Annotated in this window: 11 protein-coding genes; 4 read left to right on the top strand and 7 right to left on the bottom strand. The window is 72.5% G+C overall.

The window, feature by feature from the left end; translation table 11 throughout:
- Positions 1 to 9 precede the first annotated feature (9 nt).
- Positions 10 to 1,860: a putative nucleotidyltransferase substrate binding domain-containing protein gene (locus tag ACFE7W_RS05485; RefSeq protein WP_375423781.1), complete on the top strand. Its 1,851-nt coding sequence runs from the start codon at positions 10 to 12 to the stop codon at positions 1,858 to 1,860.
- Positions 1,857 to 2,687, top strand: coding sequence for a metallophosphoesterase (locus ACFE7W_RS05480; protein WP_375423780.1), 831 nt, complete (start codon positions 1,857 to 1,859; stop codon positions 2,685 to 2,687). Before ACFE7W_RS05485 ends, ACFE7W_RS05480 begins: the two co-directional genes overlap by 4 nt.
- A gap of 96 nt (positions 2,688 to 2,783) precedes the next feature.
- On the opposite strand, the gene metG is transcribed toward ACFE7W_RS05480, so the two are convergent.
- Positions 2,784 to 4,574, bottom strand: coding sequence for a methionine--tRNA ligase (metG, locus tag ACFE7W_RS05475; RefSeq protein WP_375423779.1), 1,791 nt, complete (start codon positions 4,572 to 4,574; stop codon positions 2,784 to 2,786).
- 143 nt (positions 4,575 to 4,717) lie between these two features.
- On the opposite strand from metG, the gene ACFE7W_RS05470 reads away from it, so the two are divergent.
- Both ACFE7W_RS05470 and ACFE7W_RS05465 read left to right on the top strand, forming a co-directional pair.
- The gene (locus ACFE7W_RS05470) at positions 4,718 to 5,986 is read left to right on the top strand and encodes a M20/M25/M40 family metallo-hydrolase (protein ID WP_375423778.1); all 1,269 of its coding nucleotides are present in this window, start codon (positions 4,718 to 4,720) and stop codon (positions 5,984 to 5,986) included.
- A 151-nt stretch (positions 5,987 to 6,137) separates the two neighbouring features.
- A complete protein-coding gene (locus ACFE7W_RS05465; RefSeq protein ID WP_375423777.1) occupies positions 6,138 to 7,106 on the top strand; it encodes a hypothetical protein in 969 nt (322 codons plus the stop codon).
- 11 nt (positions 7,107 to 7,117) lie between these two features.
- Here ACFE7W_RS05465 and ACFE7W_RS05460 read toward each other — a convergent pair whose 3' ends face one another.
- From ACFE7W_RS05460 to ACFE7W_RS05435, 6 genes are read right to left on the bottom strand one after another with little or no spacing between them, the layout of a single operon-like run.
- Positions 7,118 to 7,528 carry a TIGR03618 family F420-dependent PPOX class oxidoreductase gene (locus tag ACFE7W_RS05460; protein WP_375423776.1) on the bottom strand — a complete coding sequence of 137 codons (411 nt, stop codon included), beginning with the start codon at positions 7,526 to 7,528 and terminating at the stop codon, positions 7,118 to 7,120.
- A 9-nt stretch (positions 7,529 to 7,537) separates the two neighbouring features.
- On the bottom strand, positions 7,538 to 8,635 hold the full coding sequence (locus tag ACFE7W_RS05455; protein ID WP_375423775.1) for an adenosine deaminase: 1,098 nt from the start codon (positions 8,633 to 8,635) through the stop codon (positions 7,538 to 7,540).
- Positions 8,632 to 9,072, bottom strand: a complete 441-nt coding sequence (locus ACFE7W_RS05450) for a cytidine deaminase (protein WP_375423774.1) — start codon at positions 9,070 to 9,072, stop codon at positions 8,632 to 8,634. Before ACFE7W_RS05450 ends, ACFE7W_RS05455 begins: the two co-directional genes overlap by 4 nt.
- Before the next feature lie 2 nt (positions 9,073 to 9,074).
- Positions 9,075 to 10,388, bottom strand: a complete 1,314-nt coding sequence (locus ACFE7W_RS05445; RefSeq protein WP_375423773.1) for an ABC transporter permease — start codon at positions 10,386 to 10,388, stop codon at positions 9,075 to 9,077.
- The gene (locus ACFE7W_RS05440) at positions 10,385 to 11,587 is read right to left on the bottom strand and encodes an ABC transporter permease (protein WP_375423772.1); all 1,203 of its coding nucleotides are present in this window, start codon (positions 11,585 to 11,587) and stop codon (positions 10,385 to 10,387) included. Before ACFE7W_RS05440 ends, ACFE7W_RS05445 begins: the two co-directional genes overlap by 4 nt.
- Complete coding sequence (locus ACFE7W_RS05435; RefSeq protein WP_375423771.1) at positions 11,584 to 13,167, bottom strand: ABC transporter ATP-binding protein; 1,584 nt, start codon at positions 13,165 to 13,167, stop codon at positions 11,584 to 11,586. The genes ACFE7W_RS05440 and ACFE7W_RS05435 overlap by 4 nt, the downstream gene beginning before the upstream one ends.
- Positions 13,168 to 13,175: the final 8 nt, after the last annotated feature.

The following is a 13,175-nucleotide window of genomic DNA, read 5'->3' as shown; positions in this document are numbered from 1 at the left end:
TTGACGCGGATGGCGGACGACCTCGCAGCGCTGCTCGCCGGCTACGCCCCCTTCGACTCCCTCGACCCCGAGGCGTTGGCGAAGGTGGCGGAGTCGGCGAGCGTCGTGCGTTTCGAGCGCGGCGAGCTGGTGCTCGATGCCTTCGCCGGTGGCACCGACGACGTGTTCCTGGTCGTCGCGGGCCGGGTGGACCTCTGGAACAACGTCGACCTGCTGACCGGACCGCCGGACGAGATCCTCGGTCCGGGCGGGGTTTTCGGCTTCTCGGCCATGCTGACGGAAGGGTCGGTGGGACCGCGAGCGACGGCGGCCGAATCCTCGACCGTGGCGCGGATGCCCGGCTCGGCCGTGACCCCGGCCTTCGCCTCCCGGCGGGGGGCGCGGTTCCTGGCCGAGCGGGTCTCGGCGGCCAACCGACGGGCTGAGCCAACCCCGACCTACAGCCTGGTCGACGAGCTGATCCTCAGTGAGCCGGTGCTCGTCGAGGAGAGCACCACCGCGGTGCAGGTGGCGCGGCTGATGGGCGAGCGGGGCTCGGGCTACGCGGCGCTACGGCGGCCGGACGGCCGCTACGGGCTGGTCACCGACGAGGTGCTGCGACGCGAGCTGGTGGTCGCCGGCCGCTCCCCGAGCACACCGGCGGGCGAGCTGGTGGAGGAACCGGCACCCGCCGCCACCCTGGGGGACTCGGCCGCCGAGGCGTTGATCCAGCTGCTGGACACCGGCACCAGGTACCTGCTGGTCACCGACCGTGCCGGTGAGCTGCGCGGCGTCGTGGAGCCGGGTGACTTCGCCGTCTCCCCCACCACGGCCGGCGTGGCGATGCACGAGCAGCTGCGGCGGGCCGAGACCGTCGAGCAGCTGGCCGAACGGGCCCGCAGGGTACCGGGCGTGCTCGCCGACCTGCTGCGCCGGGGCCTCGCCTCGAGCAAGGTGATCGCGGTCTACTCCGCCATCCTCGACACGGTGGTCCGCCGCGCGGTCGCGCTGGTGTTCGAGCGGCACCCCGAGCTCTCGGTCGACGCCTTCACCTGGCTCTCCCTGGGCAGCGTCGGCCGTCGCGAGGCCGTGCTGAGCTCTGACGTCGACTCCGCCGTCGCCTTCGCCGACGGCACCCCGTCGGCCGAGGCTGATGCCTACCGCGCGGCCTTCGCCGAGGTCGGGGAATTGCTGGCGACCTGCGGGATCAGCGGTGACGCCCACGGGGCGACGGCGCAGCAGCGGCTCTTCGCCCGGACCAACGCGGAGTGGCGAGCCGCGGCGGGGAAGTGGCTGGCCGCCCCGGAGCAGGACAAGGGCGCGATCATGACGTCCCTGCTCGTCGACGGACGTCCCATCCACGGCGACCCGGGGCTGCCGGCGGCGGCCAAGGTGTTCAGCGACCTGCGGCGGCACCCCGGCACCATGCGGCTGCTGCTGCAGGAGTCGCTGTCGCGGCGGGCGAAGATGCCGGCGCGGGGCATCCTCAGCCGGCGCAGCGGCGTCTTCGACGTCAAGGAGGACGCGGTGCTGCCCATCGTGAACCTGGCCCGCTGGGCCGCGCTCAGCGTCGGCTCGGCCGCCCTGCCCACGACCGAGCGGCTACGGGCGGCCGCCGGGTCGGAGATGCTGCCGCAGGACCAGGCCGAGACGCTGGTCGAGGTCTTCGAGGTGCTGCAGCGGCTGCGGCTGCGCTACCAGGTGCTGCAGTACCAGCGCGGCGAGGCCGCGACGGACCGGCTGCAGATGGACGAGGTCTCACCGTTGGACCGCAGCGTGATCGCGCAGGCGGTCCGCGAGGTCGCCGCCGTCCAGCGCAGGATGGACAACGTGTCGCTCTACGTGCCCGCCGAGTCCTGGGCCTCACCGCGAGGATCATGACCCTGCCCCTCGCACCCGGACGCCGGGTGGCGGTGATCGGCGACGTGGCCGGCCACCTGGACGAGCTGGTCGGCGAGCTCGACCGGCTCGGCGCCGACCCGTCGACCGGCCTACTGCCGCCGAACCTGGTGGTCATCCAGGTCGGCGACCTGGTGCACCGCGGCCCCGACTCCGCCGGGGTGGTCGCCCTGGTCGACCGCTACCTCACCGAGCAGCCCGAGCAGTGGCTGCAGCTGGTGGGCAACCACGAGGCGCAGTACCTGCGGGAGCCGGCGTTCGACTGGCCCGAACAGCTGCCGGACGAGGTGACCGACACGCTGCGTCGGTGGTGGGAGGCAGGCCAGCTGCGGGTGGCCGCCGCCCTGACCACCCGTGCCGAGAGCTACCTGGTGACCCACGCCGGCCTGACCGCCGGCTTCTGGCGCGCCGTACTCGACGCCCCGCCGGACGCTCGGCAGGCGGCGCTGGCCCTGAACGCGCTGCCGCGGGGCCGGCGCGACGTCGTCTTCCGCGCCGGCGAGCTGCTGGGCCGCCGCCGCGACCAGAGTGCCGGACCGCTGTGGGCGGTCGCCTCGACCGAGCTGGTGCCCAGCTGGCAGGACAGCCTGATGCCCTTCAGCCAGGTGCACGGCCACACCTCGGTCTACGACTGGGCGAACCACCGCTTCGCCGGCGGCCCGGCGACCACGCCGTCGCTGACCGAGCTGGACGAGGAGGCCAAGCACGCGGTCGTCAGCCTCCGTGGCGGTCGGATCATCGGCGTCGACCCCGGCCACGGCGAGCAGCCCCGCCGCCCCTGGCGCTCCTGGGAGCTCTCCCTGCCCTGACAGGCCCGCCCGTCCGCCCGCCCGCCCGCCCGCCCGCCCGCCCGAGTTGTCAGAACTGAGTTGCCCTATAGGACAACTCAGGTCTGACAAGTCGGGTCAGGTCGGGTCGATCGGGGCCCAGTCCGGGCCGGTCTGGCCGAGCTTCTCGTCCAGCTTGGGGAAGAGCGGGGTGGGCTTGACCAGCGGACGGCCGGGCTCGAGCGGCCGGCTGGCCCACCGAGCCTGCTCGCCCGCGTAGTGGCCCATGATCACCGGGTAGTCCGGCCCGCCCTCCTCGCTGACCTCGCGGATCTCCGGCTCGGCGGCCCAGACGCCCTCGCCGCCCAGCGCGGCGTGCACCTTCTGCGCGGCGTGCGGTAAGAACGGCGTCATCAGGGTGTTCACGTCGCTGACCACCTGCAACGCGGTGTGCAGCACCGTGTCGCGCCGTTCCGGGTCGTCCTTCAGCTTCCAGGGCTCGGCGTCGGAGAGGTACTTGTTCGCGGCGCCGGCCACCCGCATCGCCTCGCCGATCGCGGCCTTGAAGCGGTTGCGCCGCAGCAGGTCGCCGACGACGTCGAACGACGCCCGGGAGGTCTCCAGCAGCGCGGTGTCGAGGTCGACCAGGGCGCCCGGGGTCGGGATCGCTCCCACGTTCTTGTGGGCCATCGAGACCGAACGGTTGACCAGGTTGCCCCACTCGTTGGCCAGCTCGAAGTTTGTCCGGCGGACGAACTCGTCCCAGGTGAAGTCGCTGTCGGTGGTCTCGGGGCCGGCGACCGCGATGTAGTAGCGCAGCGGGTCCGGGCCGAAGTCCCGGATGAAGTCGCCGACGTAGATCACCTTGTTGCGGCTGGTCGAGAACTTGGCCCCGCTCATGGTCAAGTACTCACTCGACACCACCTCATCGGGCAGCTCCAGCTTGCCCATCGGGCCGAGCGTGCCGCCGTGGTCGCCCTGACCGTTGTGGCCCAGCAGCATGCCGGGCCAGATGACCGAATGGAAGACGATGTTGTCCTTGCCCATGAAGTAGTAGCTGAGCGCCTCAGGGTCCTGCCACCACAGCTGCCAGGCGTCGGGGTCGCCGGTCCGCCGGGCCCATTCGACCGAGGCGGACAGGTAGCCGATCACGGCGTCGAACCAGACGTACAGCCGCTTCATCGGCTGGTCGCGCCAGCTGTCGAGCGGTACCGGCACGCCCCAGTCGAGATCGCGGGTGATGGCGCGCGGTCGTAGGTCGGCCAACAGGTTCTGGCTGAACTTGAGGACGTTCGGCCGCCAGTCCGTCCGGCTGGAGATCCAGTGCGACAGCGAGCCCGACAGTGCGGGCAGGTCGAGGAACAGGTGCTCGGTCTCGACGAAGCGCGGCGTCTCGCCGTTGATCCGTGACCGCGGGTTGATCAGGTCGACCGGGTCCAGCTGGTTGCCGCAGTTGTCGCACTGGTCGCCGCGGGCGCTGTCGTAGCCGCAGATCGGACAGGTGCCCTCGATGTAGCGGTCCGGCAGCGTACGTCCGGTCGACGGGCTGACCGCGCCCAACGCGGTCTGCGGAACGATGTAGCCGTTCTTGTGCAAGCCCAGGAACAGCTGCTGCACCACCTCGTAGTGGTTACGGGTGGTGGTGCGGGTGAAGAGGTCGTAGGACATGCCGAGGCCCTGCAGGTCCTCCACGATGACCCGGTTGTACTTGTCCGCGAGAGCCCGGGTGCTCATGCCCTCGCGCTCGGCCTGGACCGAGATCGGCGTTCCGTGCTCGTCGGTGCCCGAGACCATCAGCACGTCGTGGCCGCTCATCCGCATGTAGCGGGAGAAGACGTCGGACGGCACCCCGAAACCGGAGACGTGACCGATGTGGCGCGGGCCGTTGGCGTACGGCCAGGTGGGCGCGGTCAGCACGCGTGAGCTCATGGGGTGAACCCTATGCCGCGCGCAGGGTGCCGCTGCACGACTTTCGGGCCGGTCCCAGGCGTCCGGAGCCGGCCACGAGCCCCCGGAAGGTGTCGCGCTCCGTACGCAACGCGGCCGACATCGATGACCACTAGCGTTCGGGTGTGCTGACCACCACCGAAGCGGATGTGCTCGCCCTGCTCGACGAGGCGGCAGCGGTCCAGACGCTGCGCGAGCTGGTCGCGCTGCCCAGTACGGGCGGCAGCGACGCGGAGTGCGAGATCCAGGCCGACCTCGCCGGCCGGCTGACCCGGCTCGGGCTCGACGTCGACCTGTGGCCGTTGGACCTCGCCGAGCTGCGCGCCGACCCCGCGTACCCCGGCGAGGAGGTGGAGCGCGGTGAGGCCTGGGGGCTGGTGGGCACCTCCTCGGGGCCGGCCCGGGACGACCCGGAGCCGGGGCTGGTGCTGCAGGCCCACGTGGATGTCGTCCCCGGCGGCGACCGGGCGCAGTGGAGCTCGTCGCCGTTCGCGCCGGTGGTCCGCGGTGGTGACCTGGTGGGACGCGGCAGCAACGACATGAAGGGCGGGGCTGCGGCCATCCTCGCGGCGGTGGCGGCTCTGCGTGCCTCCGGCGTCCAGCTGGTCCGCCCGTACGCGGTGCACTTCTCCATCGGCGAGGAGGACGGCGGGCTCGGCGCCTTCGCCGCCCTGCGGAGAGGACACACGGGAGCGGCGTGCGTGATCCCGGAGCCGACGGCCCTGGACCTGGTCACCGCCAACGCCGGCTCGCTGACCTTCCGGATCGAGGTCCCCGGGCTGGCCACCCACGGCAGCACCGCCTACGCCGGCAGCTCGGCCATCGACTCCTACCTGGGGATCCACCAGGCACTGGCCCGGTTGCAGGACCGGCGCAACGCCACCACCGAGCCGTTGATGCAGCACCTGCCGGTGGCGTACCCGCTCTCCGTCGGTCGGCTGCGCGCGGGCGACTGGCCGAGCAGCGTGCCCGACCTGCTGGTGGCCGAGGGCCGCTACGGCGTCAAGATCGAGGAGGACCCGCCGACCGCCCGGACCGAGCTGGAGCAGGTGGTGAGCGAGGCCGCGGCCCGTGACCCCTACCTGCGCGACCACCCGCCGCGGGTGAGCTGGACGGGCGGCCAGTTCGCCGGCGGCCACCTGCCCTCGGGACATGTGCTGCGCGACACCGTCCGGATCGCGCACGCCGACGTCGCCGGCGGACCCCCGGTCGCCGAGCACGGCGCCCCCTGGGGCAGCGACCTCCGGCTCTACGCCGCCGCCGGCGTGCCGACCCTGCACTACGGCCCCGGCGACGTCCGCACCGCCCACGGCCCGGACGAGCGGGTGCCCCTGGCGGAGGTCTTCACCTGCGCCCGCGTCCTCGCCCTGGCTGTCCTGCGTTCCTGCACCTGACGCCCTCTCTGCCGACTTGTCAGAACGCGGTTGTCCCAGGGGACAACTCAGTTCTGACACGTGGGTGTCCACAGCGCCGGCGCGTCCCGTCGTCATCCACAGATTGCGGCGAGGGCTCGCTCGGGACCGGTCGGCTGCTCAGAGTGGGGCCATGCGTCGGACTGCTCAACCTCCCCCGGACCTCGTCCTCCTGGCCCGGCGACAGCAGCGCGTCGCCACCCGGGCCCAGCTGCGGAGCCTCGGGCTCACCCAGGTCGAGATCCGCGCCCAGATCGCGGCCCGCCGATGGACCGGCTGGGGCTCACACGTCGTTCTGCTGCACAACGCGGACCCGTCCCGTCGTCAGCTGATGTGGGCAAGCACGCTCGACGCAGGACCACCGGCCGCCCTGGTGGGCCACACCGCACTCGAGCTGGTCGGGTTCCGTGACTTCGCTCGAGCCGCAGTGGGGATCCACCTGCGCGTCCCTCGTGGAGCCAAGGTGGTCCACCACCCCTCGGTCGTCGTCCACGAGTCACGTCGGGTGCAGCCGGAACGCCAGGTCACGCGCCATGGGCTGCCCTGCACCGATGCTGCGCCCTCCGTCCTCGACGCGGCCGCTTGGCAGCCGTGGCCGCGCTTCGCCTGTGCGCTGGTGGCTGCGGTCGTCCAGCAGCGCTTGTGCACGACCCCTGAGCTCGACGCCGCCCTCACTCTGGCCGGTCGAATCCGCCACAAGGCATACCTACGTGAAGCGGTGCGGGACATTGCCGGCGGTTCGGAGGCACTGAGCGAGCTCGACCTGGTGGCTGTCTGTCGTCGCTTCGGCTTGGCGCCACCGGACCGGCAGGTACGGCGGACCGACGCCCACGGCCGGCTGCGCTACCTCGACGCAGAGTGGGTCCTGTCGAGCGGGGAGCGGGTGCTGCTCGAGGTGGACGGCGCGCACCACCTGGAGGTTGAGCACTGGCAGGCCGACATGCGGCGCGAGCGCGGCTTGGTGCTCGCCGGCTCACGCGTGCTGCGGGCCACCTCACTCGAGCTCCGCCTCGAACCGGCGACCGTCGTCCAGGACCTGCTGAGCATCGGTGTTTCCCGAGTTGTCAGAACGCAGGTGTCCCCCAGGGCAACTCAGTTCTGACAAGTCGGTCTTCAGGCGTCGCGCAGCTCGCCCCAGGCGTGCCAGCGGTCGATCTCGAGGTGGGCGGTCACCCGCGGGTGCTCACGGTCGGCGTACGGGCCGCCGGTGTAGTGCCGGGCGATCCGGTCGATGTCGTGGAGACCCTCGTCGTCGACGATGGAGACGATCCGTCCCTGCAGGCTGACGTGGGTGTACCAGCTGGCGTCGGAGAGGACGGTCAACGAGACCCGGGGGTCGGCGCGCATGTGCTTCAGCCGGACGCGGGTGGCGTCCAGCCCGAGCACCACCCGGCCGTCGTCCTCCAGCAGGTACCAGGTCGCGACCGTGACGGGTCGGCCGTCGGCGGCGAGGGTGGCCATCACGGCGGGGTTCGCTCGGCGCAGCAGCTCGACGACCCGATCCGGAAGAGGGAGCTCAGACACGACGTCAGACTAGGACGAGCCGGCCCCGGCCGCGACCACCGCGTCCCAGGCGGGGAGGATCACCTCGGCGATGAGGGACTGGCGCTGGTCGAAGGGCAGGAACGCGCTCTTGGCCGCGTTGACGGTGATCCGGCGGAGGCCGGCCAGGTCGTAGCCGAAGTGCTCGACCAGGACGCCGTACTCCCCCGAGAGGCTCGTGCTGCTCATCAGCTGGTTGTCGCAGTTGACGGTCACCCGGAAGCCGAGCTCGTCCAGCAGCCGGAAAGGGTACTCGGTCAGCGAGCCGACCGCGCCGGTCTGGACGTTCGAGGAGGGGCAGAGCTCGAGGGTGATCCGGGCGTCGCGGACGTAGGTCGCGACCGGCCCGAGGACCGCCGCACCGTCCTCGCCCATGGTGATGTCGCCGATGATCCGGACGCCGTGGCCGATCCGCCGGGCGCCGCAGGCCAGGGCGCCGCGGATGGACTCGACCCCGGCGGCCTCGCCCGCGTGGATGGTGAAGGGCATCAGCTGCCGGCGCAGCAGGCCGAAGGCTGCCGCCCAGTCCTCCGCCGGGAAGCCGTCCTCTGGCCCCGCGATGTCGAAGCCCGCGACGCCGGCGTCGCGGTAGGCCAGGGCCAGCTCGGCGATCCGGGTGGTGGGCTGCTCGTGCCGCATCGAGTCCAGCAGCTGGTGCACGAGGATCGGCTCGCCGCGGTCCAGGCAGGCGGCCATCCCCTCGGCGATCCCGTCCCTGACGGCCTCGACGGCCTGCGCCTCGGTCAGGCCGCCCTCGGTCAGCCGCTCCGGGGCGTAGCGGGTCTCGCCGTAGACCACGCCGTCCGCGGCCAGGTCCTCGACGAACTCCCGGGCCACCCGGCGGATGTCCTGCGGCCGCTGCATCACGGCGACGGTGTGGTCGAACGTCTCCAGGTAGCGCACCAGGGAGCCGGAGTCGGCCGACTCGGCGAACCAGCGGCCCAGCGCCTCGGGCGAGTCGGCAGGCAGCGGGTGCCCGATCTCGCCCGCGATCTCGAAGACGGTGGCCGCCCGGACACCGCCGTCGAGGTGGTCGTGCAGGGAGACCTTGGGCATCGCGCGCAGCAGGTCGAGGTCGGGCGTCGTCATCGGGGTCCGTTCGGTTCGGGATCGGGGGCGTGGGGGTGGCGCTCGACGGAATCCAGCTCCGCCTCGCCGAAGGCCTGGGGCAGCACCTGCGTCATGGGCTGGACGCCGAGCGGGGTGTCGACCAGCAGCCCGGGTCCGCCGTGCTCCCAGAGGAGCTGGCGGCAGCGCCCGCACGGCATCAGGGCGGCCCCGGTCTTGTCGACACAGGCGAACGCGACGAGCCGGCCGCCGCCGCTGGCGTGGAGGTCTGAGACCAGGCCGCACTCGGCGCAGAGGGCGACCCCGTAGGCGGCGTTCTCGACGTTGCAGCCCGCGACCACGCGGCCGTCGTCGACGAGCGCGGCCGCGCCCACCTGGTAGTCGGAGTACGGCGCGTACGCGAGGGCGGTCATCGCCCGGGCGCGCTCGCGCAGGCCCTCCCAGTCGATGGTGGACATGGTCATTTCTCGTACGGGATGCCGTCAGCCGCCGGCGGGCGGACCCGGCCGACCAGGCCGGCGACGGCGACGATCGTGGCCACGTACGGCAGGATCAGCAGGAACTGGCTGGGCATCGGCGTGCTGAGGGTCTGCAGCTGCGAGGCCATCTGGGTGACGAAGCCGAAGAACAGGCACATCAGGGTGGCCAGGACCGGGCGCCAGCGGCCCATGATCACCGCGGCCAGGGCGATGAAACCGTTGCCGACCGTGAACTCCTTCGAGAACGAGCCGGTGGAGGCGAGGGTGAAGAAGGAGCCGCCGAGCCCGGCGAAGACGCCCCCGGCCAGGACCGCCGACCAGCGGATCGCCCGCACGTCGAGGCCGACGGTGTCCACGGCCTCGGGGTGCTCGCCGGTCGCCCGGACCCGAAGCCCCCACGTGGTCCGGTAGATCAGCAGCCAGACCACGACCACCGAGACCGCGGCCAGGTAGGCCAGCACCGACTGGGAGAAGAGCACCGCCCCGAAGAAGGGGATGCCCGAGAGCCCGGGGATCGGTAGGGACTCCAGCACGGGCCCGGCGTTGTAGGTGTCGGAGGCGGGCTGCACGAGCTGGTCGAAGAGGAACCCGGTGATCCCGACCGCGAGCAGGTTGAGCACCACGCCGAGCACCACCTGGTTGACCAGGTAGTTGATCGAGAACAGCGCCAGCAGCGCGGCCATGGCCACACCCGCGACGACGGCGGCCACCATCGCGGCCAGCACGGAGTGGGTCAGGCTGCCGACCACGGCGGCGGCGAAGGCCGCGCTGAGGAACTGGCCCTCGATCGCGACGTTGACCACGCCGGCCCGCTCGCAGAGCACTCCGCACAGGGCACCGAAGACCAGCGGCGTGGCCAGCGAGAGGGTGCCCGCGAACTGGTTGCTGACCGGGAACGGCAGGTCCCGGCCGGCGGCGGCCCAGGTGAGGAAGCCGAGGATCACCGCGACGCCCGCCACCGTCCCGGCCAGTGCCGGCAGCCGGCCCCGCAGCCGTCCGGACAGGAAGCCGGCCGCGGCCAGCAGGCAGACGACGGCACAGACCGCCACCGTGCCGGTGCCCGGGACCGAGACGGTCGGCAGCTGGACCTCGTCGAACGCGTTGGACAGCGCGAACCGAGCCGCGCCCGAGGTCGAGGCCAGGCTGACCAGCAGCAGCACCCCGATCACCCCGATCAGCGCCCCGGTCGACAGTCGCTGGCGCCGCTTCTCGCGCGACTCGACCCGCACGCCGGCGAGGGCACCGTCGTCGAGGCCAGCCGCAAGCCCGGTGGAGCGTTCGGCAGCGGTGCTCACGCCAGTCCCCCCTCGGCCGCCGGGCCGACGGGCCGGAGCCGTCGTCCGCGCAGGAACGGCAGCACCTTGGCGACCAGGGCCGGCGCGGCGACGAAGAGGACGATCAGCGCCTGCAGGGCGGTGGTCAGGGTCAGCGGGGTCTGGGCGACGCTCTGCATCGCCAGCCCGCCGGCGTGCAAGGCGCCGAAGAGCAGGCCGGCCAGCACGATGCCCAGCGGCTTGGAGCGGCCGAGCAGCGCCACCGTGATGGCGTCGAAGCCGACGGAGCCGACGATGCCGGCGGAGAGGGGGACGGGGACGCCGGACGCGCTCGGTCCGAGAGCCGCCTGCACCCCGGCCAGCCCCGCCAGAGCCCCGGCCACCGACATCGTGATGATCGTGGTCCGGGCCACGCTCATCCCCGCCGTCGCCGCCGCGTGCGGGTTGGCCCCGACGGCGCGGATGGCGAAGCCGGTGGTCGAACGGTCGAGCAGCCACCAGACCCCGACCGCCGCGGCCAGCGCGACCACGAAGCCGAGATGCAGCTCGCCGCCCTCGAGCCGCGGGAAGGTCGCGCTCCAGTCCACCACCGGCGAGATCGGGTCGGGCCGACCCGGCCGTCGGAACGCCACGGTGGTCAGCAGGTAGCCGAGCAGGCCAGCGGCGATGTAGTTCATCATGATCGTCACGATCACCTCGTGCGCACCGGCGCGAGCCTTGAGCCAGCCGACGATGCCGCCCCAGACGCCGCCGCCGACCAGGCCGCCGAGCAGCGCGACGAGCAGGTGCAGGCCTGCCGGCAGGTGCCAGCTGAAGCCGATGTACGCGGCCACGATGGCCCCGAGGATCGCCTGGCCCTGAGCCCCGATGTTGAACAAGCCGGCCCGGAAGGCCAGCCCCACCCCCAGCCCGGCGCAGATCAGCGGCGCGGCCTGCGCGGTGGTCGCGGTCAGCGGGCCGTAACCACCGACGGCACCCGCGACCAGGGCCGCGTAGGCGGTGCCGACCTTGTCCGCCGAGGCCCTCAGCGCGTCGGAGGGCCGGGCGAAGAAGTAGGCGAAGGTGCTGCGCACCGTGGTGTCGGAGACGATCATCAGCACCGCGCCGACGGCGAAGGCCAGCACGAACGCGGCCACGGTGGTGAACACCTCGGTCCAGGGCACCCAGCCGGTGCGGCCCGGGGCGCGGGGGCTCGGCACCCGTCGGCTCGGCCGGCTCACCGCAGCTCCCCCGGGTTTCGGTTCGGTCCGGCCGGGACAGGTGACGCGGCCGGGGCAGCGGCGAGCGCCTCCTCCTGGGGGACGCCGGCCATCATCAGCCCGAGCACCTCGCGGGAGGTGTCCGGCGCGACGATCCCCACGATCCGGCCGCGGTACATCACCGCCACCCGGTCGGCGAGCGCCGCCACCTCGTCCAGCTCGGTCGAGACGATCAGCACGGCGGTGCCGCGGTCGCGCTCGGTGACCAGCCGGCGGTGCAGGAACTCGATGGCGCCGACGTCAACCCCGCGCGTCGGCTGGCTGGCCACCAGGGCCGAGAGCGGCCGGGACAGCTCGCGGGCCAGCACCACCTTCTGCTGGTTGCCACCGGACAGCGAGCTGACCGTGGAGTCGACGGACTCGGTACGGATATCGAACTCCGCCACCCGCTCCTCCGCGTTGCCACGGATCCGTCGCAGGTCGAGCGCGATCCCCTTGGCGAAGGGCGCCTCGTCGACGTGGTTGAGCACGAGGTTCTCGGCCACGCTGAAGGTTCCGACGAAGCCGTCGGTCCGACGGTCCTCGGGCACGAAGCCCATCCCGGCCCGGATCGTGTCGCGCGGTGAGCCGGTGGGCAGCGGGCGGCCGTCCAGCAGCACCCGGCCGGCGGTGACCGGCGTGGTGCCGAGCAACGCCTCCGCGAGCTCGGTCTGGCCGTTGCCCTGCACACCGGCGACGCAGACGATCTCGCCCCCGGCCACGGCCAGGTCGAGGTCGGTGACGGCCAGGCTGCCGTTCGGGCTGGCCACCGACACGCCCTCCAGCACCAGCCTCGGCTGCTGACTCGGCCGGGCCGGCTGCTTGTCGACCACCAGGTTGACCGCCCGTCCCACCATCAGCTCGGCCAGCGTGGTCTCGGTGTCGGTCGGGCTGGCCGTCCCCACCACCTGGCCCCGCCGCACGACGGTGATCCGGTCCGCGATCGCCCGTACCTCCCGCAGCTTGTGGGTGATGAAGACGATCGCCTTGCCCTCGTCGCGCAGCGAGCGCATCACTGCGATCAGCTCGTCGATCTCCTGCGGCGTCAGCACGGCGGTCGGCTCGTCGAAGATCAGGTACCGGGCGTCGTTGGCCAGCGCTTTGAGGATCTCCACCCGCTGCTGGACGCCCACCGGCAGGTCCTCGATGAGGGCGTCGGGATCCACGTCGAGCCGGTAGCGGGCCGACAGGTCACGGACGGTCCGCCGGGCGGTGCGCATGTTCAGCAGTCCGCCGCCGCGGCCGCCCAGGGCCAGGTTCTCGGCCACCGTGAAGACGTCGACCAGCATGAAGTGCTGGTGCACCATGCCGATCCCGGCGGCGATCGCCTCCTTGGGGCTGCGGTAGGTCTGGGGCCGGCCGTCGACGGTGATCTCGCCCTCGTCGGGCTGCAGCAGCCCGTAGAGCACGTTCATCAGCGTCGACTTGCCGGCGCCGTTCTCCCCCAGCAGGCAGTGGATCTCACCCGGGACGATGTCCAGGTCGATGTGGTCGTTGGCGACCAGTGAGCCGAAGCGCTTGGTGATGCCGCGCAGGCGCAGTCCGGGAGCCGAGTCGGTCACGTCCGAGC

Origin of the sequence: uncultured Friedmanniella sp. (genome assembly GCF_964244285.1) — a bacterium.
In the GTDB taxonomy this organism is placed as follows: Bacteria; Actinomycetota; Actinomycetes; order Propionibacteriales; family Propionibacteriaceae; genus Microlunatus.
The sequence above is the reverse complement of the archived record's forward strand: the minus strand, read 5'-3'. Positions and strand labels throughout refer to the sequence as shown.

Coding starts and splice junctions, on each gene's coding strand:
- ACFE7W_RS05485 (WP_375423781.1), top strand. CDS start 10: ATGGCGGACGACCTCGCAGCGCTGCTCGCCGGCTACGCCCCCTTCGAC.
- ACFE7W_RS05480 (WP_375423780.1), top strand. CDS start 1,857: ATGACCCTGCCCCTCGCACCCGGACGCCGGGTGGCGGTGATCGGCGAC.
- metG (WP_375423779.1), bottom strand. CDS start 4,574: ATGAGCTCACGCGTGCTGACCGCGCCCACCTGGCCGTACGCCAACGGC.
- ACFE7W_RS05465 (WP_375423777.1), top strand. CDS start 6,138: ATGCGTCGGACTGCTCAACCTCCCCCGGACCTCGTCCTCCTGGCCCGG.
- ACFE7W_RS05455 (WP_375423775.1), bottom strand. CDS start 8,635: ATGACGACGCCCGACCTCGACCTGCTGCGCGCGATGCCCAAGGTCTCC.
- ACFE7W_RS05450 (WP_375423774.1), bottom strand. CDS start 9,072: ATGTCCACCATCGACTGGGAGGGCCTGCGCGAGCGCGCCCGGGCGATG.